General features: G+C 33.3%; 31 protein-coding genes and 1 other annotated feature. Of the genes, 19 read left to right on the top strand and 12 right to left on the bottom strand.

Annotated elements, in window-relative coordinates:
• Positions 1 to 55: 55 nt before the first annotated feature.
• Positions 56 to 748: a hypothetical protein gene (locus KFV12_RS09825; protein ID WP_254256677.1), complete on the top strand. Its 693-nt coding sequence runs from the start codon at positions 56 to 58 to the stop codon at positions 746 to 748.
• A gap of 116 nt (positions 749 to 864) precedes the next feature.
• On the opposite strand, the gene KFV12_RS09820 is transcribed toward KFV12_RS09825, so the two are convergent.
• Both KFV12_RS09820 and KFV12_RS09815 read right to left on the bottom strand, forming a co-directional pair.
• A complete protein-coding gene (locus KFV12_RS09820; protein WP_254256676.1) occupies positions 865 to 1,701 on the bottom strand; it encodes a CPBP family intramembrane glutamic endopeptidase in 837 nt (278 codons plus the stop codon).
• Positions 1,702 to 1,706: 5 nt separating this feature from the next.
• Positions 1,707 to 2,288, bottom strand: a complete 582-nt coding sequence (locus KFV12_RS09815; RefSeq protein ID WP_254256675.1) for a TetR/AcrR family transcriptional regulator — start codon at positions 2,286 to 2,288, stop codon at positions 1,707 to 1,709.
• Between the two features lie 177 nt (positions 2,289 to 2,465).
• On the opposite strand from KFV12_RS09815, the gene KFV12_RS09810 reads away from it, so the two are divergent.
• The 5 genes from KFV12_RS09810 (at position 2,466) to KFV12_RS09790 (ending at position 7,784) form a co-directional block, all read left to right on the top strand.
• Positions 2,466 to 3,281: an aldo/keto reductase gene (locus tag KFV12_RS09810; protein ID WP_254256674.1), complete on the top strand. Its 816-nt coding sequence runs from the start codon at positions 2,466 to 2,468 to the stop codon at positions 3,279 to 3,281.
• Positions 3,282 to 3,880: 599 nt separating this feature from the next.
• Positions 3,881 to 4,975, top strand: a complete 1,095-nt coding sequence (locus tag KFV12_RS09805) for a hypothetical protein (RefSeq protein WP_254256673.1) — start codon at positions 3,881 to 3,883, stop codon at positions 4,973 to 4,975.
• Positions 4,976 to 5,112: 137 nt separating this feature from the next.
• On the top strand, positions 5,113 to 5,508 hold the full coding sequence (locus tag KFV12_RS09800) for a MerR family transcriptional regulator (protein ID WP_254256672.1): 396 nt from the start codon (positions 5,113 to 5,115) through the stop codon (positions 5,506 to 5,508).
• A 37-nt stretch (positions 5,509 to 5,545) separates the two neighbouring features.
• Positions 5,546 to 6,853, top strand: a complete 1,308-nt coding sequence (locus KFV12_RS09795) for a hemolysin family protein (RefSeq protein ID WP_254256671.1) — start codon at positions 5,546 to 5,548, stop codon at positions 6,851 to 6,853.
• 187 nt (positions 6,854 to 7,040) lie between these two features.
• Positions 7,041 to 7,784 carry a thermonuclease family protein gene (locus KFV12_RS09790; RefSeq protein WP_254256670.1) on the top strand — a complete coding sequence of 248 codons (744 nt, stop codon included), beginning with the start codon at positions 7,041 to 7,043 and terminating at the stop codon, positions 7,782 to 7,784.
• Between the two features lie 17 nt (positions 7,785 to 7,801).
• On the opposite strand, the gene KFV12_RS09785 is transcribed toward KFV12_RS09790, so the two are convergent.
• Both KFV12_RS09785 and KFV12_RS09780 read right to left on the bottom strand, forming a co-directional pair.
• Positions 7,802 to 8,014, bottom strand: a complete 213-nt coding sequence (locus tag KFV12_RS09785) for a helix-turn-helix domain-containing protein (protein ID WP_111744587.1) — start codon at positions 8,012 to 8,014, stop codon at positions 7,802 to 7,804.
• Positions 8,015 to 8,023: 9 nt separating this feature from the next.
• Positions 8,024 to 8,503 (bottom strand): hypothetical protein, encoded by a 480-nt coding sequence (locus KFV12_RS09780; protein ID WP_254256669.1) that lies wholly within the window; start codon positions 8,501 to 8,503, stop codon positions 8,024 to 8,026.
• A 169-nt stretch (positions 8,504 to 8,672) separates the two neighbouring features.
• Between KFV12_RS09780 and KFV12_RS09775 the strand changes: the two genes are divergently transcribed.
• Positions 8,673 to 8,894, top strand: a complete 222-nt coding sequence (locus KFV12_RS09775; RefSeq protein ID WP_239242589.1) for a hypothetical protein — start codon at positions 8,673 to 8,675, stop codon at positions 8,892 to 8,894.
• 48 nt (positions 8,895 to 8,942) lie between these two features.
• Here the strand turns inward: KFV12_RS09775 and KFV12_RS09770 are convergent, their stop codons facing one another.
• Together KFV12_RS09770 and KFV12_RS09765 are read right to left on the bottom strand one after the other, a co-directional pair.
• Complete coding sequence (locus KFV12_RS09770) at positions 8,943 to 9,551, bottom strand: hypothetical protein (protein WP_239242588.1); 609 nt, start codon at positions 9,549 to 9,551, stop codon at positions 8,943 to 8,945.
• Positions 9,544 to 10,089, bottom strand: coding sequence for a GNAT family N-acetyltransferase (locus tag KFV12_RS09765; RefSeq protein ID WP_254256668.1), 546 nt, complete (start codon positions 10,087 to 10,089; stop codon positions 9,544 to 9,546). Before KFV12_RS09765 ends, KFV12_RS09770 begins: the two co-directional genes overlap by 8 nt.
• Positions 10,090 to 10,173: 84 nt before the next feature.
• Between KFV12_RS09765 and KFV12_RS09760 the strand changes: the two genes are divergently transcribed.
• The 9 genes from KFV12_RS09760 (at position 10,174) to KFV12_RS09720 (ending at position 17,604) form a co-directional block, all read left to right on the top strand.
• The gene (locus KFV12_RS09760) at positions 10,174 to 10,557 is read left to right on the top strand and encodes a VOC family protein (RefSeq protein WP_254256667.1); all 384 of its coding nucleotides are present in this window, start codon (positions 10,174 to 10,176) and stop codon (positions 10,555 to 10,557) included.
• Between the two features lie 62 nt (positions 10,558 to 10,619).
• Positions 10,620 to 10,796, top strand: coding sequence for a hypothetical protein (locus tag KFV12_RS09755; RefSeq protein WP_254256666.1), 177 nt, complete (start codon positions 10,620 to 10,622; stop codon positions 10,794 to 10,796).
• A gap of 99 nt (positions 10,797 to 10,895) precedes the next feature.
• Positions 10,896 to 11,546, top strand: coding sequence for an SDR family oxidoreductase (locus tag KFV12_RS09750; RefSeq protein WP_254256665.1), 651 nt, complete (start codon positions 10,896 to 10,898; stop codon positions 11,544 to 11,546).
• Positions 11,547 to 12,033: 487 nt separating this feature from the next.
• Positions 12,034 to 12,276 (top strand) — a binding site (T-box leader).
• Between the two features lie 104 nt (positions 12,277 to 12,380).
• Positions 12,381 to 13,523 (top strand): 5-methyltetrahydropteroyltriglutamate--homocysteine S-methyltransferase, encoded by a 1,143-nt coding sequence (locus KFV12_RS09745; protein ID WP_239242581.1) that lies wholly within the window; start codon positions 12,381 to 12,383, stop codon positions 13,521 to 13,523.
• A gap of 101 nt (positions 13,524 to 13,624) precedes the next feature.
• Positions 13,625 to 14,290, top strand: coding sequence for a YjjG family noncanonical pyrimidine nucleotidase (locus KFV12_RS09740; RefSeq protein ID WP_254256664.1), 666 nt, complete (start codon positions 13,625 to 13,627; stop codon positions 14,288 to 14,290).
• 87 nt (positions 14,291 to 14,377) lie between these two features.
• Positions 14,378 to 14,701, top strand: a complete 324-nt coding sequence (locus tag KFV12_RS09735) for a general stress protein (RefSeq protein ID WP_239242579.1) — start codon at positions 14,378 to 14,380, stop codon at positions 14,699 to 14,701.
• Positions 14,701 to 14,898: a DUF6440 family protein gene (locus KFV12_RS09730; protein ID WP_099579681.1), complete on the top strand. Its 198-nt coding sequence runs from the start codon at positions 14,701 to 14,703 to the stop codon at positions 14,896 to 14,898. Before KFV12_RS09735 ends, KFV12_RS09730 begins: the two co-directional genes overlap by 1 nt.
• A 104-nt stretch (positions 14,899 to 15,002) precedes the next feature.
• Entirely contained in the window at positions 15,003 to 15,851 is an 849-nt protein-coding gene (locus tag KFV12_RS09725) for an N-acetylglucosaminidase (protein ID WP_111716470.1), read from the top strand.
• Between the two features lie 118 nt (positions 15,852 to 15,969).
• Positions 15,970 to 17,604: a peptide ABC transporter substrate-binding protein gene (locus KFV12_RS09720; RefSeq protein WP_239242577.1), complete on the top strand. Its 1,635-nt coding sequence runs from the start codon at positions 15,970 to 15,972 to the stop codon at positions 17,602 to 17,604.
• 44 nt (positions 17,605 to 17,648) lie between these two features.
• Here the strand turns inward: KFV12_RS09720 and KFV12_RS09715 are convergent, their stop codons facing one another.
• The 5 genes from KFV12_RS09715 to KFV12_RS09695 form a co-directional block, all read right to left on the bottom strand.
• The gene (locus KFV12_RS09715) at positions 17,649 to 18,566 is read right to left on the bottom strand and encodes a DUF6612 family protein (protein WP_254256663.1); all 918 of its coding nucleotides are present in this window, start codon (positions 18,564 to 18,566) and stop codon (positions 17,649 to 17,651) included.
• Between the two features lie 80 nt (positions 18,567 to 18,646).
• Complete coding sequence (locus KFV12_RS09710) at positions 18,647 to 19,333, bottom strand: ABC transporter permease (RefSeq protein WP_302054710.1); 687 nt, start codon at positions 19,331 to 19,333, stop codon at positions 18,647 to 18,649.
• 1 nt (position 19,334) lies between these two features.
• The gene (locus KFV12_RS09705) at positions 19,335 to 20,249 is read right to left on the bottom strand and encodes an osmoprotectant ABC transporter substrate-binding protein (RefSeq protein WP_254256662.1); all 915 of its coding nucleotides are present in this window, start codon (positions 20,247 to 20,249) and stop codon (positions 19,335 to 19,337) included.
• Position 20,250: 1 nt separating this feature from the next.
• The gene (locus KFV12_RS09700) at positions 20,251 to 20,895 is read right to left on the bottom strand and encodes an ABC transporter permease (protein WP_111716479.1); all 645 of its coding nucleotides are present in this window, start codon (positions 20,893 to 20,895) and stop codon (positions 20,251 to 20,253) included.
• A 2-nt stretch (positions 20,896 to 20,897) separates the two neighbouring features.
• The gene (locus KFV12_RS09695) at positions 20,898 to 22,028 is read right to left on the bottom strand and encodes a betaine/proline/choline family ABC transporter ATP-binding protein (RefSeq protein ID WP_239242573.1); all 1,131 of its coding nucleotides are present in this window, start codon (positions 22,026 to 22,028) and stop codon (positions 20,898 to 20,900) included.
• Positions 22,029 to 22,147: 119 nt separating this feature from the next.
• Between KFV12_RS09695 and KFV12_RS09690 the strand changes: the two genes are divergently transcribed.
• Positions 22,148 to 23,605 carry an FAD/NAD(P)-binding protein gene (locus KFV12_RS09690; protein WP_254256661.1) on the top strand — a complete coding sequence of 486 codons (1,458 nt, stop codon included), beginning with the start codon at positions 22,148 to 22,150 and terminating at the stop codon, positions 23,603 to 23,605.
• A gap of 2 nt (positions 23,606 to 23,607) precedes the next feature.
• A complete protein-coding gene (gene hutG / locus KFV12_RS09685; protein WP_170122526.1) occupies positions 23,608 to 24,576 on the top strand; it encodes a formimidoylglutamase in 969 nt (322 codons plus the stop codon).
• On the opposite strand, the gene KFV12_RS09680 is transcribed toward hutG, so the two are convergent.
• Entirely contained in the window at positions 24,536 to 25,420 is an 885-nt protein-coding gene (locus tag KFV12_RS09680) for a LysR family transcriptional regulator (protein WP_111716486.1), read from the bottom strand. The two genes, hutG and KFV12_RS09680, sit on opposite strands and share 41 nt — an antisense overlap.
• A gap of 123 nt (positions 25,421 to 25,543) precedes the next feature.
• Between KFV12_RS09680 and KFV12_RS09675 the strand changes: the two genes are divergently transcribed.
• The gene (locus KFV12_RS09675) at positions 25,544 to 26,818 is read left to right on the top strand and encodes a YjiH family protein (RefSeq protein ID WP_254256660.1); all 1,275 of its coding nucleotides are present in this window, start codon (positions 25,544 to 25,546) and stop codon (positions 26,816 to 26,818) included.
• The last annotated feature ends 7 nt before the right edge of the window (positions 26,819 to 26,825 follow it).

The following is a 26,825-nucleotide window of genomic DNA, read 5'->3' as shown; positions in this document are numbered from 1 at the left end:
CTGTTTCCATAACGACATTCAATGATGATAAAAATAAATATTAAGGAGTTTAATAATGAAAAAAATATTATGCTGTACAATTACTTTAAGTGTTTTATTAGCTGGATGTGGACAAAATGAAGAAAAGGAATCAAAAAAACCAAATAATATAACAATAAATAAAAAAGCGGACGATAGCAAATCAGTAAAAAAAGAGAAAAATGTTAAAAAGAAAGAAAATAAATCTATAAAGCATGATAATCAAAAAGATATAGCAAATCAAAATCAAACAGAAGAATTAAATACTATTGAAAGTTCTACAGAAACAAATGAAATCCAATCTATGCAAAGTAATCAAGTCACTAATGGACAATCAGATGTAAAAACAAATGAAAACGGCAGAAAAATATTAGGTTATACTCCGGAAGGTTATGAGATTGTTGATTATACTCCGGAAGGTGAACCAATTGTAGATATGGTTCAAAAGCCTGGTAGCCAAGCTGTAGGGTATGGAATGGGAGAAGCCACACCAGAACAATCTTATACTAGAGCGCCAATCGGTGGAAATCCTGATGTTCAAAAACCGTCAAACAATCCGTATGTTAACTTACCCAATCCAGAATGGAGAGTAAATGCCGGAGGATTGTCATCTGGTGAAATTCAAACGAGAAATGCTATTTTAAATGGAACTTATGAAGGTGAAGATGCCGAACAAGTATTAGAGGCGATAAATTACTATGAACAAAAGTATGCACCTACACCTAAATAAGTTGATGTTTAAAAAGGACCAGTTGAGGAATACAAGTGCTAATTATATAATCTGATTTAGATAGTTGATAAATAAGTCTTATTGAATATAGGGCTTATTTTTTTTATCTCTAATCATTAATTAAACCAATAAGTAACGATATAAATAGGAAAGTTTAATAATCCATGAACGAATATGTTTATGATGATATTTCTATATTTTAACCACAATAATCCTAAGAAGATGCCGGTAATACTGTGAAATACAATGACGTTTGCAAAGGTGAGTAAAATGTTTGAATGATATTGGATTCCCATATGCCATAAAGCCCACAATATACTTGTTATAAAGATTGCTGGTATAAAGCCGAGCAATGGTTCAAGCCGCGTCTGTAACCATGATCGGTAAAATAGTTCTTCTAATACTGCATTTAAAAAGAATGAAATAGTAGCGCCTATAATTAAATAGTCATATGGAATGTTATATTTATGTAGTGTCAATGTGTTAAAGTTAACGATGATATAGGTGATGTACCAAGCGATACATATGATTAACGGTATCAACCAAAGTCTCTGTTTTTTTGTTGATTTTAATATGTTTATATTTTCCTTATAGAAAAATATCATAGGTATAATTAGTAAAAGTAATAATTTATAAATGTAAAATAGGTTAAATACAATGGATTTCGGCGTAATGATCATTAATAGTATTAATGCAATTGATAATAAAATAAAAAATTTGATTGACTTTACATTTGTATCTATTAATGTACTGAATTTATTGGCTGGTTTTGAAGTTATAAGAATTAGTAGAATACCGATAATACTTGGGAACCATGTTAGCAGAAAATGTATTTTGTGATTATGATCAGCACTTACTTTAATATATCCTTCAGTTTTAGATTGAACGTAAAGACAAGAGAACAGAATAATTGAGAACGAGAGTATATAAATAATTTTTGATAATTTGTTCACTTTACTCACTCCATCCATGATTGAATTTCTTCCGTTATGATTTGTTCTACTAAAGTGATTGATAATTGTTTCGGCTGATAAAGTTTATGTAACGCTAATCCATCAATTAAAGCATGCATTTTTGTGATGGCTTTTTCTTTGTCGATTGAAGGCTTTATTTTATTATTTTGATGCAAGAGTTCAAAAGATTTTTGTACTAATACATAGATTTCATCACTCATCGTGTTTTCATCAATTGTGCTATTTTCTTCTTGTACCGCCAACCACACGATCATATCCGCAGTTCTTTTCTTATCGAGCGGCATTGTTAGTAATATCGCATCGACAATTCTTTTTTCAAGAGGTATTTTTCGGTCCATAAATATTGATTTGATATTTGATTCAATTGATTCAGTAAGCATATTTAGTATTTCTGAAAGTAATGCAGACTGATTTGGAAAGTAATACCTGATTTGGCCAGGTGTCATTTTCGCTGCACTGGCTATACTTCTAACAGATGTGCCTTGTTTACCGAGTTCCTGTATATTATGATAGGCAATTTCTAATATTAGTTGCTTTTTTGCTTCATGATTTACTATTTTCGGCATCGTTAATCTCCTTTTTAACACACGTGTATTAAATAATATAATCTTATTTTAATACATGTGTATTAAAAAAGAAAATGATAATATATTTAGTTTTAGTAATAAATATTTTATTGAGCGTTGCTAAGATTATTAGAAATATAAATGCTGTTATATAATAGGGATAAGGAGATGATACAGGTGGAAACGATTAAGTTAAATAACGGAATGGATATGCCGGTACTGGGGTTTGGTACTTATTTAAGTGATAACACGCATATCGGAAAGTACGTAGAGCAGGCGATTCGAGCAGGTTATCGTTTAATTGATACAGCTGCATATTACCATAACGAAGCGGCGGTTGGTCATTCTATTCATAAGTCTGGTGTTACACGTGAAGATATTTTCTTAACAACGAAAGTAATGTCTGATGGATATGATGCGACAATTGCTGCATTGAACGATTCATTTACGAAGCTTGCAATCGATTATTGTGATCTCGTACTTATTCACTGGCCGACAAATGATAGTATTGGTACCTATCAAGCATTAGAAAGTTTCGTGAAAGACGGAAGAGTCCGCGCAATCGGTTTATCAAATTTTAATTCAGAAGAGACTGAAGCAATACTAAATATTGCTACTGTTAAACCTGTAGTGAATCAAGTAGAGACGCATATAAATTTTCAGCAGAAGAAGTTACATCAGTATTTATCAGAACGAGATATAGTTCATCAAGCATGGTCGCCACTTGGAGAAAGTGCTTTATTAGGCAACTCAGTCGTGAAAGAATTAGCAAATAAATATAAGAAGTCACCGGCACAAATTATGTTAAGATTCTTAATCCAGGAACAGGTTGTCGTTATTCCAAAGTCTACACGCTTAGAACATATTAAGAATAATATTGATATCTTTGATTTTAAGATTACAAATGAAGATATGAATTTATTGCGTTTACTCGATAAGAAACAATCTATATCCGGCTGGCCACAGTCGATGGATATTGAGAAGGAATATTAGGAGCATGGATAAACATGAGCACTTAGAAAAAGAATGGGATTTATTGTGCTTATCACACGAATAAATCCCATTGATTCAGAATTACAATAAGCGCTACATTAGTAGGGCTTATTTATTTTTAATAAATTTTAGATAAGTAGTAACAATAATAAACAGCATTAAGAATAGTCCGATTTTCACCCAAAAGTTAAAATAAAAACTGAGGATAGTTACGCAAATAACACTATAGATTATATGGATGAAAATATACATGTAATAATCTTTAGATAATAAGGTTTGTTTTTTCATTTCATCAGAAAACTGAAGAGCAGCAAGCAGATTGCTCATGAACAAATGGAACATAATATCGGATACGTTCTCTTTTAGGAAGAATCCTAAGAATAAATTAAAGCTTAAAATTAAAAACAGATAAAATGGATTCATTATTACCACCTCATAGTGTTGTTATATTTTTATTGTGATGGTAAAAAATAGATTTGTAAAGTGTATTTCAAACACGGTATCTCCGACGTTTATTAAAAATATAGTGTAATAAGAAATAAAATTTATTATAATTAAATAAAAATAGTTACCAAATATTATCATAGGAGATAAATATTATGAATAAAAGTATGCAATTTTTAATTACTTTAGCTAGTTTTTCATTAATTTTAAGTGGCTGTGGAGAAGAAGAGACGAAAGAAAAAGGTGCAACAAAAATCGAAAGTAATACATCACAAGATGATACAAAGGATAAGAAAGTATCGAATAGTGAGAAGAAAGAAGTCGTTACTACTGAAGATAGGGATAAGGATACCCAGCAATCAACGAAAGAAGGTCAGTTAACGTTAGTTAATGGGGTGTCTCATTATAATTTTCCGTCAATATTAAATAAAAATTTTGCTGATTCAATATTAAGTAATACCTTTAATATTGAAGGATGGGGAATCAACAAAGAGGTAAATGTGCCAAGTATTCTTAGAGAAGATAGAAAATTATCACATGAAAACAGCTTAAAATATGATAATTTCGAAATGGTTCTTGGTGGTGATATTTATACGAGAGATTTTAGTACATTTGTTCTAGAGGTTAAAGATCAAGGCGTACGAACGGATGATTTAATTAAAGCATGGGGTGTAAAAGTTACGCATAATACAGAATCATCGATTATTTATGATGGTATTAATAATAATAGTTATCATGTTGTAGTAACTGAAAATGCTGATCATATAGTTGAAACTATTAATATCCGTAAAGGTGATTATAAGAATGGTGATACAGAAAATAATACATCTGTAGATGACCCAAATATAGAAATGCGTGATGGCACTGCATATTACAATTTCCCTGACATTACAAACTTTGATTTTGCATATCAAGTATGTACCGCAGCATTTAAGATTAACGGTATAGGTTTAGGAGATACTCCAAATCTTGATGATCTTGGTGAATATAGTGAAAATGGTACAATTAAAGAATTTGGCAATTTCGGTTTTGAGATGATAGAGGATAGAGTGATTGGCATCAAGCTCAACGTTGCTGATCAAAATGTGCATATTGATGCATTAGAGAAAGCTTGGAAGAGTAAGGTTGATATCCGTAAAGAGAATAGTATATTCTATGATAACGATAAAACGAATGGTTTTCTTGTAAGAGTAGATTTTGATGATAATGGTATTGTCCAGGAAATTTTTATTCTTGGTTTAATCGATTAGATAAAGCACCCTGAAAAGGGTGTTTTTTATTTTGTGTCGAAAATATTCACAATTATAAAAATATTTTGCAGATATATATACATATTTATTGAGGTTAGATTAAAGATTCTTTAATATATAAACTATCACGTGATGGTTTGGATGGAGGAGAGCTAATTGGGAAAGACATATTAAAAATAGGAGAACTTGCTAAATTAGCAGGTGTAACAAATAGAACGGTAGATTATTACACCAATCTTGGATTATTAGAATTTAATAGAAGTGAATCAAACTACAGATATTATTCAAACACAATGGTAAACAGAATTAAGGAAATTGAGCAGCTTAAACAAGAAAGTATGCATTTAAATGAAATTAAAAATAAATTTACATCACATGAAGTCATAGATATTCAAGATTTAAGATTAAAGATGAATCAATTAGAACATGATATTAAGCATATTGCACAGTCTGAAGATATAACTGAAGCAAGATCTTTAGCCAAGAAAGATTTAGCTTTAATTAAAGCATTACTATTATTTATACAAAATTAATGGAGGTGAGTATTCTGTCATTTGACAGAATATATTATTGGAAACAATTATAAATTTACTTATATTTACGATACTAATCATTTTAACCGCATTTTTCGTCGCAACAGAATTCGCAATCGTCAAAGTAAGACATTCAAGATTAAATCAGCTTGTTAATGAAGGCAAGCCAGGCGCTTTATCTGCTAGTAAAGTAGTAAATCATTTAGATGAATATTTAAGTGCTTGTCAATTAGGGATTACAATTACAGCATTAGGTATAGGTATGGTTGGGGAAAAGACTTTTGAATTTATCCTTCATCCTATGTTTGAGATGATGGGCATACCAACTGATTTAATTCATATTTTTACTTTAGTTGCTGCATTCATTATCGCTACTTTTTTACATGTAGTTGTGGGTGAGTTAGCTCCGAAAACAATTGCGATACAGAAAGCAGAAGCAGTGACATTGGCGTTTAGTAAACCGATAATGTTCTTCTATAGAATACTTTATCCGTTTATTTGGTTATTAAATGGTTCAGCAAGATTATTATTGAAAGCAATCGGTATTAAACCAGTAGGAGAACATGAATTAACCCATACTGAAGAAGAATTACGTATGTTACTTGCAGATAGTTATCAATCTGGTGAAATCAATATCAATGAGCTTAAAGTAATTAATAACGCATTTGAGTTTGATGATAAAGTTGCTCGAGAAGTAATGACACCAAGAAATGAAATTATTGCGATTGATATCAATGCTAATATTATTGACGTCATAGAAATGATACAGCACGAACGTTATACAAGATATCCAGTATATGAAATTGATAAAGATAATATTGTAGGTTATGTTCATATAAAAGATTTTATTGATTTAACATTACAAGATATTAAGATTATACAAGAGAAGCAATTAACGGATTATATCCATCCAGTTATGAGAGAAATTGAAACAGTAGCTTTAACTAAACTTCTGCATAAGATGAAAGCAAATCGAGTACACTTAGCAATTCTAATGGATGAATATGGTGGTACAAGTGGATTGGTTACTATAGAAGATATCATCGAAGAGCTTGTCGGAGAAATCCGTGACGAGTTTGATGCTGATGAGAAAGAAAAGATAATTAGAATGGATGATAATCATTATAAGATGCATTCAAGTGTATTAATTAGTGATGTAGAAAAACTTTTAGGTGTTCAATTTGAGGTAGATAATGTCGATACTATCGGTGGCTGGATGTTATCATTTATCAGTGAAAATAAAGATGAGATTTATCATGATAACTATCTATTTAAAATTATTAAAAGAGATGGTAATCACATAGAGGAAATTGAAGTTTTTAAATCAGATGAACCAATAGAATAGTAGTAAATTAACGGTACTTATTTTTAAGTACTGTTTTTTTAGAAATATTTACCCCAATTACAAATAAATCATATATACTTACTTTAAGTAGATTATTTCATTTGGGGGAATTTTTATGAAAGTGTTAAAAATGTTTATTGCAATAATTTTATTATTTATCCTCGTTCCACAAAAAGAATCATAGGCATTGTCATCGAAATACAATGTACAATACGTTTCAGTGGTTGATGGTGACACAGCGTACGTAAAACTTGGTAAAAAGACGATTAAGATTCGTATGTTACTCATCGACACACCAGAATCAAAAGATCCGAGAAAGCCTGTTCAACCTTATGCCAAAGAAGCGGCAAAATATTTAGAGAATTATATGAGATACGGTAAACTCCAAATTCAATATGATAACAATCAGAAGTTAGATAAGTACGGTCGTCATCTTGTATATCTTTATGCAAACGGCAAATTAGTTAATAAAGAAATGGTGCGTTATGGTTATGCGCGTGTAGGTTACGTATATACACAGAAATATTACTTAAATTTATTAAAGACAAATGAATCACATGCGAAACAGAAGCATTATAAAATATGGTCAATTAAAGGTTATGTAAATCCATTAGGTGAGGGATATATTTATAAAGAAACTGCTAAACCTGTTAAATCAACGACAAGTAGTAATGTGTCTGGATTTGTTTCAACGAATAATACGAGCACAGTTCAAAAATCACCAACACCATCTCGTGCTGGTTATCCAACTTCTCGCTATAAAGCTGGTGCACCTAAAGTGCTTGCTAATTGTACTGAAGTGAAACAATATTATCCTTATGGTATTACGGATAGTCACATTTCGTATCAATCTAAATTTGATCGCGATGATGACAGAATGGGTTGTGAAGCGTCAGGTATTAAGTATCAAAGCTGGATGGCAAATAACTAGAAAGAAGGTATCTGAAATTATTCAGATACCTTCTTTTCATTGATGATAATATCACCAGGCTGACAATCAAGGTAATCACATATTGCTTCTAAAGTACTGAAACGCACTGCTTTTGCTTTTCCAGTCTTTAAGATAGAAAGATTTGCAATGGTGACATCAACTGCGTTCGATAACTCTGTTAAAGAAACATTACGTTCTTTTAATACTTCATCTAACTTTATTTTGATCATCGTGTACACCTATATCGTTAAGTCATGTTCTTCTTTAATTTTACTTGATGCTTCATAGATAAATAATGAGGTAATAATGACAATACCTAAGATAAATAATAACAGATTTGTTTCTACCGTAGTATCTAATAATATTAAATATTCTACCGGTGCGTTTAGGTATTTCTTAACTAAATTAAATGCACCAAATAATATTGTTAATGTGGCAATAAGGAATAATTTATCATGATTAATCGTATTAAAATAATCTGCAACGTCAACTTTTTTCATAAGCTGGTATGTATTTATTAATATCGTTAATAATATTATACATTGAATAATATAGACCAAAAAGTAATATAAACCACGATTTGTAAAGGTCCATAGATTAGTACTGATGGGACTTGATAAGAAATCTGAAATTGTCAGAAATGTTGTTAGTAGTGTGATAATAATTGTGAATAGAACGAAATACTTTGTAAATTTTAAAGATGCAATGCTTTTAATCATATCAATCTCTCCTTTATCGTTTTACAATAAAAATATAACATTAAATTTATCGAATAACAATAAAAATTATCGTTTTTCGATAAAAAATATTTACATTTTATGTTTTAATCTCTATTTATGGTATAATACATTTAAGAAATATATGTTATTTTGCAAAGGAGAATGTGTTATGACTGAAAAGAATAATAACTGGCCACCGAAACATCATGGTGAACACAATCCTGAAGGTCGTACTGGCAATACGAATTTTGATACACCAGGCTTAAAAGGTAGAGAAGACGACACTTATGCAAAAGCTGCCTTTGGTGGAGCGGACTTTAATAACGATATTTTCGGCAGAATCGCAAATATATTCATCAATAGAGATGAAGGTAGAAATTCGAAGAAGTAATATAATAAGAAGCAAGATTCCATCATGTACTAATGGAATCTTGCTTTTTTAAATTTTGATGTAATCTTTATAAATATTTTCTAATTCAAAGTAATACGGACTATCAACCGCGTTACGTTTAAAATCATGATTGAGATGTTCAAAGAATAATGTAAGTCCATCTTGAACTGCTTGTTGATATGATTCAAACGTACATGATACATTGTTGGTTTCTTTTTTTGTATATTGACTAATATCTGTCACTAAATCATTTTTAGTTAGTCTTTTACCATCTTCTGTAAGTACTAAGTCATGCGTTTCAATATTAATTTTATCGTCAATGGTCTCGGTGATTACTTTATAATTAATATCCAGATAGTCGAAATCATGGGATTGTTGAACGGTTGTTAAATATAAATCATGCCATAGTTGATATAAGTTGCTTGAAGTAATATCTCTTGGAATTATAGTTTTGTTATTAACGATTAACTCAATGCTCCCTTCGAAATATCCTTCGTTTTCTTTTAGTTCAATCTTTTCCAGCTGTTTAAATGTATTGCCAAGTGGGATATGTTCAGTGTCTGGATATTCACTTTGCAGTAAATGGTACATTGCAGTGTGATCATAAGGATTGATTGAAACCGTATTAGCGAAAGTATTTATGGATATGTTATCCATTTTTATTTACTCCTTTGATGTCAATCCAGTAACGTTCAACATCAATATCATCATATTCATCATGAACAACGGATTCAAATTGTCCGCCGTTCGCAAGTATCGTATTTCTGCTACCGATATTATCGACATCACATGTAATCAACGCACGTTCAACTTCTTTTTCCTGTAAGAATGTTAGACTTTCTTTAAGCATCCATTTTGCGATACCTTTTCTTCTTTCATCAGGTCTTACAGAGTAACCGACATGACCACCAATTTGTAATAAATGTTCATTGAGATAGTGTCGGATATTCACCATGCCAACTATTTTATTATCTTCATTTACACATAGGAATTGTGTTGCAGGGACCATGCCATGAGGAATACGTTCGAGGTTATCACTGTCCTGTACTTTATTAAACCACTCGTCGAAATCTTCGAATTTGTGGAGTGACGACGAACCGTGGATTACTTCGTTTGTTGCATTAAACTCTTGCTGGTATCTTAAGATATCTTCTTTGAATTGTAGTGTAGGTCGAACGAGTCTTAGATTTGTCATTGTGATAACCCCTTTATATTTTTTATGATTATACACTAAGATATGTTAAATTTAAATTAAGAATAACGGAAAAGGGGTTTTATGGTGAAAATCGAACATGTTGCGATGTATGTGAAAGATTTAGAGATGATGAAAGCATTTTATTGTCACCATTTCAATGGAGAAGCGAATTCAAAGTATTATAATCCTAAGACTGGATTAGAGACATACTTTATTACATTTGATGACGGTGCCCGTTTAGAATTAATGACGCGTCCTGGTGTGAATGAAGCATCTGATGATTTATGGGTATACGGATTTACACACTTAGCAATGAGTGTTGGAAGTAAAGAGACAGTGAATCAATTAACACAAACACTGATTGATGCAGGATGTGAACATATTTCGGGACCTCGTACGACAGGTGATGGATATTATGAAAGTTGTATCAAAGATCCTGAAGGAAATCAGATTGAAATAACAGTATAAAGTTGGAATTATTATGAAATTTTAGCTATTATATGTGTATAAAATAATATAGGGGTGTCAATATGTTAAAGTTTTTCAAGCGTAAAAGGAAAGAAACAAGGAGTACATATCCACCGAAACATGCGACAAGTGAATATAATCCAGATGCTAATCAAACCGTCGATAATAAAATGCAGAAAAAACTAGGTGAGAAACCTGCTCAAGTATTAAATAATAACCAAAGCGGCATTAATTTATAACCATCACAAAATGTGATGGTTTTTTGATATAAACAGATAAATTGAAATTTGTATTGTGTGCTGTACAATGATGGTACAAATTCGAAAGGGTGATTTTTAGTGAAAACATTAATTATCGGAGCAAATGGACAGGTTGGTAAACAACTTGTTGAGAAGTTAGCGAAGAATAGTGATGTAACACCTATCGCGGTCATTCGCAAGGATGAACAAAAGCCATATTTTGATGGATTAAATGTCGAAGCAAGAATATTAGATTTGGAAGATGATCTACCAGCATATGAAAGTGTATTTAAAGATGTCGATAGCGTAATATTTACAGCAGGTTCTGGTGGTAGTACAGGTGCTGATAAAACAATGCTGATTGATCTAGATGCTGCCGTGAAAACGATTGATACAGCTAAGAAAGTTGGCATTAAACGTTATGTCATGGTGAGTTCGTTTGATACAACACGTAACGCAATTCAAGAAGCGGATGCTGGTTTCAGACCTTATGTTGTAGCAAAGCATTATGCAGATAACGTATTAAGAGCAGCTGGACTAGATTATACAATTGTTCATCCAGGAATCCTATCAGACGATGCTGAAACTGGTAATGTCAAAGTTGCAGAAACATTAGAAGTTGCTAAGATCACAAGAGCAGACGTGTCCGAAGTCTTGAAGACGGTTATTGAGAATGACAATACTGTCGGCAAAGAGTTCCAAGTGGTCAATGGTGATACAGCGATTGCAGATGCGATTGGTAGATTATAAGATTGTAGCATAGAGTATTTGGTGAATATAGTAAATCAATGCCCACTTTGTTTTAGGGGTGGGCAATAATTGTATAAAAAAGTAATCAGGTGCTCACTTTGTTTTAGAGGTGGGCAATAATTGTATAAAAAAGTGATCAGGTGCCCACTTTGTTTTAGAGGTGGGCAATAATTGTATAAAAAAGTAATCAGGTGCTCAATTTGTTTTAGAGGTGGGTAATAATTGTATAAAAAAGTAATAAGGTGCCCACTTTGTTTTAGGGGTGGGCAATAATTGTAAAAAAAAGTAATCGGGTGCCCACTTTGTTTTAGAGGTGGGCAATAATTGTATAAAAAAGTAAATCGCTGCTTACAGTCTCGCGCACCAAAAGTAAGAATCTAACAAAAGTTGCGCGTACCCACCAAAATCCAATTAAAAAATAAGAATTTTCAGAATTGTTGTTGACAAATAGAAACATCGTTCTTATAATGTGTATTAATTCAATATTTACAAAACGTACAGAGGAAAGTAAACTTACGAATTTCTACAGCGAGCTTCAGGTGGTGAGATGGAGTGTTTGAACTAAGTTGAAAATGGCCTCTTTAGTTGCATGCTGAACGTATTCTAGTAGGTTATGTCCGAGGATTGGCGCTCGTTATCAACGTCAGAGTATTATTTGTACTCAATGAGGTATAGTCAGTGATGGCTATATGAATAAAGGTGGTACCGTGGGAAACCCCTCACCCTTTACTAAAGTGTAAAGGAGTGTGGGGTTTTTTATTATGGCTGATAGTGATATGTACGACATGCAAATATATATAAACAAAAAATTAAACTTACTGGAGGATTATCAATATGACTAATACAATCAAACAACCAAAATTCGATTATGTAGGCAGTTTCTTAAGACCGGAAGCATTAAAAGTGGCACGTGAAAAATTTAAAAATAACGAAATTACGCAGGATGAACTGACAAAAATTGAAAATGAAGAAATCTTAAAGTTAATTCAAAAATTAGATGAACTTGGTTATGAAACAGTGACGGATGGTGAGTTCAGACGTAGTTACTGGCATCTGGATTTCTTCTTTGGATTCAATGGTATTGAACAGCAGCAGCTAGATCATGGTTATCAGTTTAACAATATTGAAACACGTAGTGATTCAGTAAAGTTCGTGGATAAAATTAATGGGAAAGATCATCCGTTCGTTGAGCATTTTAAATTTGTAAGAAATAACGCACCGAGTCATTTAACAGTAAAGCAGACAATACCTGCACCTGCGCAGTTACTCGTTGAATTAACACGACCTGGTGTAAAAGAGACAGTAGATGCTGTGTACCCGGATAAAAAAGAACTATATGATGATATCGTTACAACATATAAACAGGTAATCGATGACTTACATAAAGAAGGATTAAAAGTTCTGCAACTGGATGACTGTTCATGGGGCATTCATATCTCACCGGAAATTCGAGAAAAAATTCATGGACAAGGTGGAGGTACGGATAAATCTAGCGAAGCATTGATTCAGGAAATTTTAGAGATTAATAACCGTGTCATTGCGAATGCGCCAGATGATTTAATCATAAATACTCATGTTTGCCGTGGTAATTATAAATCTGATTATGCATCAAGCGGACCATATACAACAGTAGCTGAAGAGTTATTTGGTAAAGAAAATGTCGATGGCTATTATTTAGAGTACGATACAGAACGCGCAGGTGGATTCGAGCCTCTAGAAAAAGTAAGTGGAGAGAAGAAAGTTGTGTTAGGCTTGATAACTTCTAAGTTTCCTGAGCTAGAAGATAAAGAAGCGATTAAAGAAAGAATTAAGGAAGCAACAAAATATATCCCTCTAGAGCGATTAAGTTTAAGTCCACAATGTGGCTTTGCATCAACAGAAGAAGGGAATATACTCACTGAAGAAGATCAATGGAAAAAATTGCAGCTGATAAAAGAGATAAGTGAAGAGGTATTTGCGGATTCTTTAGTTAAATAAACTTTTATAATAACCTAAGCCCATGCTTAGGTTATTATTATGCTGATAGATATTATTGACAACTATAATATAATAGAAGAAAAAACAAAGAAGGTTTAACAATGTACAAATATATTCTATTTGATATAGATAATACGTTACTTGATTTCAGCAAAGGTGAAAGAGAAGCGATTCGTGCTGTGTTTGATTCTGAAGGGATTGATGATAGTGAGGAAAACTTTAAACGTTATTCAGAGATTAACAAATCGATGTGGGGCTTACTTGAAGAGGGTAAACTTGTGAAACAAAAGGTGCTGACGAAACGTTTTGAGGTGTTCTTTAGCGAGAAAGGGATCAATGTAAATCCTCAGGAGAAAGAGAATATCTTTAGAATCGGTATCAATGAAAATCATCAGCTTGTGCCACATGCAATTGAAATTCTTGAATACGTTAAGTCGAAGGGTTATGTGATTTGTTCAGCAACAAATGGTGTGTTACATACTCAGATGCGTCGCATGACAGATGCAAATATTATCTCATACTTCGACCATCAATTTATTTCAGAAGCAGTAGGATACGAGAAACCTCAGAAAGCCTTTTTCGATGTGATTATAGAATCATTAAATATTACAGATTTATCTGAAGTTCTGATGATTGGTGATACTGAAACTTCAGATATTTATGGTGCCATCAATGCTGGTATTGATGCCTGTTATTTCGGTTCGAATAAAGAGAGCAAGGCGAAATATCGTATCCATAATTTATTAGAACTTAAAAATATTATTTAAATCTTCTTACGTAAAATAACTAGTTTTGTTTCATAACAAGTTGTTATGGGAATAGTAAGGTAACACAATGCTTTGGAGGAGATTAACGTGAAATTTGTAGATGCTTTCACAAGTGAACAACCTTTGCATGGCAAGATTGAACAGTTACGAGAAGAAGGTATTGATACGCGTGATTTATTTATCGTTTCTAAAAGTAAGATAGACGGACTGGCATTGATTGATCAGGACGTTAATTATGTTAGTGCTGATGGTAATATGCCGGACAAGATTAAAGCATTCTTCACAGGTAAAGACGTTTCTAGTCATCATTATGAAGCGGAAAATTTATCTAATATTTCAAAGGTTGATTACAAAAGAGCACTCGATGCAGGACAGATGTTACTATTTATCAAATCACTGGGGGAAAAATAATGTCTCGTGAAAATAAACGATTTTCAAATATTAAAGATGGTTCAGATAAAGGTTCAAAGATGATGAGTACTTATATCATTACTGATGAACAAACAGGTGTGCAGTATTTGTACGCTGCAATGGGTTATGGTGCTGGTTTAACACCGATATTGGATAGTGAAGGTAAACCAGTACTTGCGCCTGGCTATCCGAAATAGAGATTGGATGAGACTTAGGTCTCGTCTTTTTTTATATGTGTTTAATTTCACAAAAAGAGTTATAGTATAATAAATAATTAAATAGATTAAATTAGGAGTACACGATGGCGAAAATTACTAAACGACAGGAAAAAAGAAATAAAATGATATTGTTATTGATACTTTGCGGCATTGCATGCATCATTTATTTAATGATAGGTTATTCGATTAAACAATACGAAAAGAAAATGATGAATTATAAAGTTGAAATGCCACATTCATATCAATTTGCATTGAATCAACAGATGAAAAGTGCAGCTCAGTTCTCTAATGGCGTCGTGTGGAAAAATGCGACGAAAAAACAGATTGATTATTATTTAAATCCTAAAAAATACTATCATCACCCTGAACAGCGTTACCAGTTTTTAAATCTTGGCATGAGTCAGAAAGTAGCTGCTGCTAAATTAAATACCTTACTTAAAGGGAAAGGCACTTTAGATGGTCTCGGTACAACATTCGCTAAAGCCAGTCGTATTGAAGATATCAATGAAATCTATCTGGTCAATCATGCGTTACTTGAGACAGGTAAAGGTAAGAGTGAACTAGCGCGTGGGGTTAAAGTCGATGATAAAGGACGCGTTGGTAAAGGTGATAAGAAATATTATAATTTCTTCGGTATTGGTGCGTATGATCATGACCCTGTAAATGAAGCGGCGAAGTTTGCCTTTAAAGAAGGATGGGATACACCTGAGAAAGCTGTGATGGGTGGTGCGAAATTCATTAAAGATGAATTTATATCTAAAGCACATCAAAATACTTTATACGGCATGCGCTTTAATCCAAATCATCCTGGCAAACATCAATATGCTACAGATGTACGCTGGGCACATCATAACGCACGCGGTATTGCAAAAGACTATCAAAGATTAAATTTAGAGGGTAAGTACTTTACTCGTTACTATTATAAACAGTAAGCAGACGCTTGCTGTTTTTTTATACATAAAAATTTATTTTAATAAAAGATTGAATTATCAGAATTTTTAATATAAAATAATTTTAAGTTAGTACTTTATTCATTTAGGGGGAGAAAGCATGAGGAAGAATTATTCATGGTTAATTGCATTTGTATTAGTATTATCAAGTGTACTCGCTGCATGTAGTGGGGGCAGCGGCGATAAAGATAGTAAGGGGAAACAAGTATTAAATTTAGTAACATCATCTGATATTCCATCGATGAACTCAGCGCTGGCTACTGATATGGTAAGTTTCCAGATGTATGAGAATGTTATGGAAGGATTATATCGTTTAGATAAAGATACGAAGCCAGTTCCAGCATTAGCTGAAGGAGATCCAAAAGAAACAGATGGTGGTAAGACGTGGACAATTAAATTACGTAAAGATGCAAAATGGTCGAATGGAGATCCTGTTACAGCGAACGACTTCGTTTACGCATGGAGAAACGTTGTAGATCCTAAGACTGCTTCAGAATATGCTTTTATTATGTATGATATTGAGAATGCTCAGGAAATTAACAAAGGTGAAAAGAAACCTGAAGAGCTTGGTGTTAAAGCAATCGATGATAACACACTTGAAATTAAACTGAAAAATAATCAGCCATATTTCAAAGGATTACTCGCTTTCGGAACTTTTATGCCTAAAAATGAAAAGTTTGCTAAAAAATTAGGGGATAAATATGGTATCGATGCAAAATCAACGTTATACAACGGTCCATTTAAAATGGCAGAGTGGAAAACAGAAGAAAGCGTAAAGCTCGTTAAGAACGATAAATACTGGGATAAAGATAAGGTGAAGTTAGATGAAATCAACTATAAAGTGATTAAAGATGTGCAAACTGGATTGAATTTATATGAAACAGGTAAAGTGGATTCAGTGGGTGTATCTGCCGAAAACGTAGATAAATATAAGTCTAATAAAGACTTTAAAACAGAATTATCTGCAGCGCAATCATTCTTCAGAATTTCTTATAAAGGTGATCATAAGAAAGAATTATCGAATAAAGATTTACGTTTAGCATTAGCGAAATCTATCGATAAAGATAAGTATGTGAAGAACAATTTAAATAACGGATCTGTAGCGTCAAATCAATTAACACCAAAAGATGTCTATAAAGGACCAGACGGCAGTGACTTCTCTGAAATTGCAGGTGGAGAAAACTTAAAATTTGATAGAGAAAGTGCTAAAGAAGACTGGAAAAAAGCGAAAGCTGCTTTAGGAGTCGATAAATTAGAGTTAGAATTATTAACAGTAGATATCGATACAGCGAAAAAAGATGCTGAGTACTTTAAAGAGCAGTTAGAATCTAACTTAGATGGTTTAACAATTAAGATTAAACAACAACCATTTAAACAAAAATTAGATTTAGAGAAAAAAGGGCAGTATGATATTTCATATGGTAACTGGTTCCCGGATTATGCAGATCCAATGACATTCTTAGATTTATTCTTATCAACTGAAACAAATACTGGATATAATAATCCGGCTTACGATAAGTTAATTGAAGATGCAAAAGGGCCGTTACTGAAAGACCCTGAAGCACGCTGGAAGGCTTTAGGTGAAGCAAGTACGATGTTACTTGATGATGCAGCTTTAATTCCGGTGATTCAACGTGGATCAGCATTTATGGATAAACCGTATGTGAAAGGCGTTGTCGTAAACAGCTCTGGTATTAATAACTATAAAGAAGCTTACATTGAAGGCAAGAAATAAATAAAACTACCTTGAGGAAAAACCTCAAGGTAGTTTTTTTGATATTATTTTGCTTCAGTTGATGTTTCAGTAGAAGAACTGTTCATTTTGTCCTGCATTTCTTTTTGAACCTCTTCTAGTGGTTTTGCTGATTTTGCAGCAGCAGGCACTGTAATTGCCGGAACTTTATCATAGTTATCATAATTTGCTTTCGTTTCAGTTGCAATTTTCTTATCTTTAATCGTCATATCAACTTTTGTTTCAGTCGTCTTCATCATATAATCTTTATCAAAGTTAATGACTGCTTCACCTTTCACGTCTTCAACTTGTTTTTCAATCGATGAAATTAATTCCTGAGAACCTGTTTGTTCGGCAATCTTTTTGTACTCAGCTAAATTTTTAAATTTCTTAGTTAAGCTGTAACCATCAGCTGTTTCTTTAAATTCAGCATCTTTATATCCATCTAATGAATTTAAAGCAGTCGCATAATCTAATTGTTCTAGCTGCTTTTGAACACGTGCGCCCATTGCTTTTGTCACATCCATAAATGTTTTACTGTCAGGTGACATTACAACCTTTTTATCAAAGATATACATATCCATCTTTTGACCCATAGACTCAGTTGTGATTTGAGTTGTCCCTTTGTCATCAACATTCATATCCATGTTCACAGTTGTATCTTTACCATCTGCTGTCATCGTCGTATCTAATACAGCATGGTAACTTTTCGTATCTTTACCTGCATCTTTTGCCTTTTCAATTAAGTCTACAGCATCTTTGTTTTCTTTAGTTGTATCTGCTGTTTCAGAGGTAGTTTCTTTACTTTCAGTAGTTTTAGCTTCTTCAGTTGCTTGATTATCAGTATTAGATTTTGTTGCTTCAGTCTTAGCTTTATCTTCAGTTTTATCGGTAGAATCATTGCCACACGCTGCAAAAATTAAAGTCGTACTAAGTAATGCTGATAATAAATGTTTTGATTTCATAGAAAAATCCTCCTTAAGTCATTAAATAAATCATAGCACAAAACTTTAATTTATTAAAATAAGACTTAAGCAGGATATTATTATCTGTCTTGTGGTGCTTGTTTCAACACTTTATTACGTTTAATCGGATCGAGATGTCGCTCAATAAATCCTAAAATGATATCTGCTAATACAGCCATAATAGCAGTAGGTAATGCGCCGGCTAGTATAATAGAAGTACCATTTGTAGCATTTGTACCGCGGATGATGATATCACCAAGACTCGGTGCACCGATAAATGAACCGATTGCTGTTACACCGATTGCGATAACGAGTGCGATACGAATACCAGCGATAATAACAGACAGACTTAAAGGCAGTTCGACCATTGTCAGTAACTGACGTTTTGTCATACCCATCCCTTTACCTGCATCAATTAAGTGTGTATCAACAGATTTAATACCTGTATACGTGTTCTTGATGATAGGAAGTAATGAGTATAAGAATACAGTTGTAATAACAGTCGTTTTACCTAAACCTAACGCTAACATCAACAAAGCGAGTAGGGCGATTGCTGGAACGGTCTGTATAATGTTTGCGATAGCAATAACAGGAGCTACTAAACGTTTATGACGTGCAATCCATATACCAATCGGAATACCGACAAGTGCACCTAGTAGTACACCGTAGATACTGATTAAGAAATGATCGATAAACAATTGAAATACATAACCCGCATTATCCTGGAAGTAATGGATGAATTGTTCGAATGTATTCATTTTTTCCATCTTATTTACCTCCTTCAAAGTAGTTATGCTTTTTCAGATATGCTTCAGCCACAACAGCAGGTTCTTTTAAGTTGTTATCTACTTCGTAGTTTAGCTTCTGCATTTCTTCTGTGGAAATTTTGTTTTTCATTGATTCTAATATTGATTTGATTTCAGGATGTTTCTTTAATAATGCATTACTAGCTACAGGATTAGCGTCATAAGGTGGGAAGAAATGAAGATCATCTTCTAAGATTTGAAGATCATAACTTTGAATACGACCGTCAGTTGTATAACCTAGCACAACGTCCATCTTGTTTGCATTAACTGCTTCGTATACGAGACCAATTTGCATCGGCTTAGTATCCAGAAAGTCAAAGCCATATTTCTTTTTAAATCCTTCGTATCCGTCACCTTTACGTTTCATCCAAGAAGAGTCGACACCTGCTCTAAGCTTAGATGCCACATTCTTTAAATCACTTACTTTTTTGAGATGATACTTTTTAGCTGTTTCTTTGGTTACCATGAAAGCGTAAGTATTTTCAAAACCATATGAATCAAAGTAGTGCTGATCAAAGTCTTTCTCAAAAGCTTCTGTTACGACTTCTCTTGCTTTCTTGGGATCAGTGATAGGGTCTTTACCTAAAGCACCGGTTAAATCTGTACCTGTATATCTTCCTGCTGATACGTTCGCATCTCCACGAACCATAGCTTGATGTACAACAGTACCTGAGCCTAGATTATTGATGATTTCTACAGGTAGATCTGTATCTTTTTCTACAAGTATCTTTATCATATGTGCCAAAATCTGATTTTCAGTTGTATAAACTGAAGCAATCTTAACTTTATCTGTATCATTTTTATTAGAACAAGCTGTGAGTGAAATAATAAGTATCATCACACTCAACAATAAGATAGTTTTCTTTTTACATTTCATATTATAAATCCCCCTTTGTTACTTTTAAGCCTTTTGGGGTCGTATAGTTTTCAATTACTGCAAGAATTAAATCTGTTATAAGTGCTAACAATGTCACGAGAATAGCTCCGGCAATGATTAATTTTGGCTGGAATAAGTTCAACCCATTAAAGATAAAGTCTCCGAGTCCACCTGCACCGATATAAGATGCGAGTGTTGCCCAACTGATCGCGTAAACTGCTGATAACCTAATACCACTCATTATGACTGGTACTGCAAGCGGTAATTCTACCATTCTGAGAATTTGGTTAGATGTCATTCCCATCGCGCGTCCAGCTTCTTTCGCATCTTTCTTTACAGACTGTATACCTAAATATGTGTTATTTAAGATCGGTAATAACACATATAGGAACAATGCGATTACTGCGGGTAGTGTTCCAATACCAAAGAATGGAATCATCATCGCAAGTATCGCAAGTGATGGTACGGTTTGTAATACACTGGTGATAGAGAGTACAACTTTCGCTAATTTATCTGACTTCGTAAGCAAGATGCCAAGAGGTACGGCAACGATTATTGCTGCGAGTAGGCTCAGTAGTGATATTGAAATATGTTCAATCGTCTTCGTAAAGAGTTCGGCTTGATTATCCTTTAAAAATTCAATCATGTTTATGCCTCCTCTTCCTCATCACCCCAAATTGTGTCATACACGATATCTACTAAGTTGGCACGTGTAATAACACCTAATAATTTATCTTGTTTATCCAGTACAGGGATGACGCGTATGTTTCTTTTCAGTATCGTTCGAACAGTATCCTGAAGGTAAACCCCGGTGCGTACGAAATATACTTTATGGTTCATAATGCGCGATAAACTTAAATGTTTTTTATGTGCTTCCGATAAGTCTTCAATATCAACATAACCGACAAGTACATTTTGATCATCTACAACAAACAGTGTATCTACACGTTTTGTTCTCATAAGATTAATCGCTTCACCTATTGATTTTTCTGGTGTGATCGATATTGGCTTATTCATTGCTTCATCAACAGTTTTAATATTTGGCGTTGTTTGGATTAACCTGTTTTCTCCGATGAAATCTTTTACGAAATCGTTTGCCGGATTGCGTAATATGTTATTTGGCGTGTCGATCTGAATCACTTCACCATGACTCATAATCACGATTCTATCCGCAAGTTTAATCGCTTCGTCCATATCATGCGTTACCATAATGAATGTTTTATTAAATTTAACTTGCAGTTCTTTTACTAAATCCTGAAGCGTATCTCGTGTAATAGGATCTAATGCACCAAAGGGTTCATCCATTAAAATGATTTCCTGATCTGCAGCGAGTGCGCGGATGACACCGATACGTTGTTGTTGTCCACCTGATAGTTGTGATGGATACATATCGAGATAAGATACGGGAAGGTCTACAAGTTGAATCAATTCTTCTGCCTTTTTATTTTTTTCTTCTTCTGACCATTTGAGAAGTTTAGGAACAAGCGTAATATTTTCACGGATTGTCATATGAGGGAGTAATCCAATTTGCTGAATAACATAACCGATGTTTCTACGTAATTGTACGGGGTTCATATCTTTAATGTTCTTTCCGTTCAATACAATTGAACCACTTGTCGGTTCAATCATGCGGTTAATCATGCGCATTGCGGTCGTTTTACCTGAACCAGAAGTTCCGATGAAGGCGATAAACTCACCTTTCTCGATTGTCATATCTAGCTTGTTGACTGCCTTTTTTCCGCCTCGATATACTTTCGAGACATTGTTGATTTCTAACATAATGTCACCTCTAATTGTTGTTTTTGCAAGATAAATATATTTGTTTATGATTAAATCCCGCTCATTAAGTTTGTTTACCCTATTTTTTGATAATATATATATAAAAGGAGGAACTTTTTATGAAAATTGCAATAGTAGGTACAGGTGTAGCAGGTGTAAATGTCCTTAAATACTTATCAAAAAGTAAAATGGATGACTTCAAGGTGATTTGTTTCGATGATCAGAAATATTTAGGAAACGGTCGTGCGTTTCAATATGATGATCCGGAATTACTCATGAATTATCCTGGTAATTTAATTAGCATGAAACCGAACAAACCGGATGATTTTGTGAAGTGGATTGCCAAAAATGAAGATGTGATTCAGTTAGAGATACATAAAGAAGATAATGAAAATAAATCTCAGAATCAATATTATTCAAGGCAGTTATTCGGTAAATATATGACAGATCATTTTGAGAAATTTGCTAAGAAGAAAAACGTCAAGATTGTCAGTAATCATGTAAGGAATATTGAACAGATTGATAACGGTTATATTGTCTCAACACAGGATGAGACATTTGAAGTCGATGCTGTGTTTTTATCACCAGGTCAGTTCGGTCCGATGGATCCTTATCAACTGATTGATACGCCGAATTATTTCAAATGGGCATACCCGTTAAATCGTATAAAGATTGAACCGGAAAAAGACTATGCGGTAATCGGGTCAGGGCTATCTGCTGTTGACATTGTTCGATATTTTACACCGGAATTAAAAACGAAGCTTTATCTTGTGAGTAGGGATGGTAAAGTACAATCTGTACGTGGAGAGATGGTAGAAATAACATTTAAATATTTAACGTTATCTCAATTAGAGAAGATAAAATCAAAGCATAATGGCTTCCTGCCTTTAGCAGAATTAAAAGCTTTATTTGACAAAGAAGTTGAATATCATAATATTAATGCGGATAAATTATTTAATGTAAGTCGTGTAAACCCATTGCGTGCGATGACATTCGATTTAGCAAATCCTAAAGAAGTCGGATATCTTCAATCTTTCGTCTTAGAATTAACAAGAACAGCGCCTTTAATCTGGCCGTTTATGACAAAGTCGGACAAACAATATTATAAGGATCATTACGCTGATGTGATTACTGCCTATTCAAATCCAATGCCGGAAGCTACAGCAGAAGCGATGATTGAAGGCATTAACAACAATACGATTGAAATTTTAAGTGATATATCATCAGTTGAATATAAATATAATAAATATAGAATTCATACGAAACAAAAAGAAATTCGCGTGCACTATGTCATTAATGCAACAGGTCCAGCGAAAGATTATAAAGATGCGATTGAACCTAATCAACTTATCGAAAATCTTGTGGATCAAAACTTGTTGATTACGCATCCAGATGGTGGTTTTTATGTAACACCAGTCAATAATGAAGTGATAAGTGCAAAAGGTAAGTTAGAGCATTTTTATTTACTTGGCCAAAGATCAGGTGGTGTCAATATTTATAACAATGGTATCGTTGAACTTGCTGAAGAAGCGAAACGTGTTGTTAAAGGCTTTGTACAACATACGAAGGGGGAATAGTGGTGTATACAAAGGGCGATGAAAATTTATGGACTGGTAGAATTGATGATACTGAAAAAAGAGCGCATTTTAGAAATTTTCAGGTTGTGGATGTCGTTGATCTTGAAGAAATAGATGATAATCGTGAAAATGAACAAATAGAAGATTATGCACCTCAATATGATGTCGGTATACTTGGATATGCCGTTGACCGTGGCGTGTACTTAAATCAAGGTCGCATTGGAGCACAACAGGGACCGGATGCAATAAGAGAAAAATTTGGCAATATGGCTTTGATGAACGATATAACGATTGGTGACTTTGGGAATATATCGACTGATGAAACCTATGTTGAAAACGTGCAAATTGAATATGCGGATATGATTAAGAAAAGCCACTCACTTGCGAAGTTTCATATGTTATTAGGTGGCGGTCATGATATTTCATATGCGCATTACAAAGGATTAAGACAGATTTATCCACATCAATCCATTGGTGTAATTAATATTGATGCGCATTTCGATTTACGTGATGCAAAATATGCAACAAGTGGCACAGGGTTTAAGCAGATTATAGATGAAGATCCTGAAGCAGGTTATCTGGTACTTGGCATTCAGCAAGCAGCAAATACACAGCATCTGTTTAACATTGCAAAGGAACGTGGTGTTGAATATGTGCTCGCTGAACAGATTGATCAGGACAGTACAAACGAATGCATCGCATCATTTATTGATAAATATGATGTCATTATGCTTACGCTATGCCTTGATGTGATTGATAGTGCATATGGACCAGGCGTTAGTGCACCTTGTAGCTTTGGATTAAGTCCAAAGCAGGTGTACCGTCTGATTTTAGAAGTATTGAAGTATGATAAAACGCAACATATCAGTATTGCTGAAATGAACCCGGAATATGATATTGATGGACGTACAGCTAAAATGGTCGGTCATATTATGTTTCATATACTGCATCGAAATTCCAATATTGAATAAACCTATCAATTAAAGAAAGTACTCTCGATGAGTGCTTTCTTTTTTTGTGATAGTTGATATAAATCGTACGATTAATTGTTGGTTCGATTTTATGGGCAGTGAGTTGGTTTGCATTAAAGGATTGATAATATATTTTGGGAACAACTGCATATCCTAAACCGTCATGCACAAAATTAGATGCAGTATCGAAACGATCGACTTCCATTACAATATTTGGTCTAATTGCATGGCGATTAAAATAATCGTTTAAATGTTGTCTGACTTGAAATGATTCATTCGGTAATATTAACGGCAGTTGGTCTAATGTAACGACTTTATCCGCCAAATCATTTTGATTTCCTAAAATAATATATTCTTCAGTGTATAGAGGAAGGGAATTAATCGCTTCATCATTGATTAACTCATTTGTAATTGCAATATCCACATCATAGTTTATCAGTGCTTTTAAAGAATCTCTGACCGAAAGAATTTCTTTAATTTGATATCGCTGTGATTCAAATTGATTTGCGTGATTTTTGACGACTTGTGATACCCATCGATTTGTTGATTCCAATATACCAATCTTTATTTTAGGGAAATCACTCTCGTTCAAATCATACATCTTTTCAACAGTATGGTGATAAGCTTTGACAATTTCTTTTGAATACTGATAGAACAATATGCCTTTTTCAGTAATTTTGATTGCTTTTGTCGAACGTGTAAGAAGCGCATATCCTAATTCTTGTTCTAATTTTTTTATTGCTGTTGTTAACGATGGTTGAGCGATGTGAAGATATTCTGCAGCACGCGTGAAACTATTGTGTTCTACAACGGCGATAAAATATTCAAAATGCAGTATTTTCATATAATCTCCTTTTATTAATAGATTGAAACTATTAATTATTAGTTTATTGATATTAGATATCTATATGATAACAAATTATAATGAAAATGTAGATAGAATATTCAGAAAATGAGGAGGATGTAGATGTGGAGGTTTTATGTTTATAGCATCATAGGTATTATTTGTTTCTTTGTTCCAATCACAATTGGAGAGAATAATACGATTATTATCGATCATATCGTGAATTGGTTAAAAGTAAGTTTAGCACCAGTGTTACCATACTATGTATTGCTGTTAATTATTGTTGGAGCGATTTATCCATTTTTAAATGGTAGCTGGAAGAAAAGTTTTACTGATCTATCATTTACAATATTTAAGATTCTAGGAGTAATTGTTGGTTTCATGGTTGTATTTGAAGTGGGTCCAGAATTTGTTTTGTTACCTGATTTAGGACCATTTTTATTTGAAAAATTAGCGGTTCCGTTAAGCTTATTGATTCCAATAGGATCGGTATTTCTCTCTTTACTTGTTGGTTATGGATTACTCGAATTTATCGGTGTACTTTGCAGAAAGTTTATGAGACCGGTATTTAATACACCAGGTAAATCAGCTGTTGATGCTGTAGCTTCTTTTGTTGGTAGTTATTCAATCGGATTGATAATTACTAATAAAGTATATAAAGAAGGACATTATACACATAAGGAAGCAGTTATCATCGCAACAGGGTTTTCAACTGTATCTGCAACTTTCATGATCATCGTTGCAAAAACTTTAGGAATTATGGATCACTGGAATTTATTTTTCTGGAGTACATTGGTTATCACTTTTATAGTGACTGCGATCACTGTTCATATTCCGCCGATTAAATTTGAATCGAATAAAACATATAATGATATTCCTTATAAAGAGGAGATAAGTAAAGGGATGCCTTTATTGAAAGAAGCATATTCAGAAGCAAAAGAGGCCATAAAGCATGGGAACACATTACTACAAAACATCATTATTAACATTAAAGATGGTGTGGTCATGACGATGGCGATTATGCCTTCAATCATGTCGATTGGACTTCTGGGTTTACTCGTAGCGAAGTATACACCAATTATTAAATATGCATCATTAATATTCTATCCGATATTATCATTATTCCCTGGTATTAACGTTCCTGTTCTTGCTGAAGCATCTACACTTTCAGTCATTGAAATGTTATTACCGGCAGCAATATCTCAGGATGCAGATTTGATAACGAGATTTACGACAGGTGTTATGAGTATTTCGGCAATTATTTTCTTCTCAAGTGTAGTACCTGTTATCGTTTCAACTGATATTAAGATTCCAATTTGGAAACTTGTTGTTATCTGGTTTGAAAGAGTCGTATTAACATTATTAATCACAATTCCATTCGCATTATTCATTTTTTAATATAATA

The sequence above is a fragment of the Macrococcus epidermidis genome (assembly GCF_024205965.1).
Classification (GTDB): domain Bacteria; phylum Bacillota; class Bacilli; order Staphylococcales; family Staphylococcaceae; genus Macrococcoides; species Macrococcoides epidermidis.
This window is presented reverse-complemented; position numbering and strand designations above follow the sequence as displayed.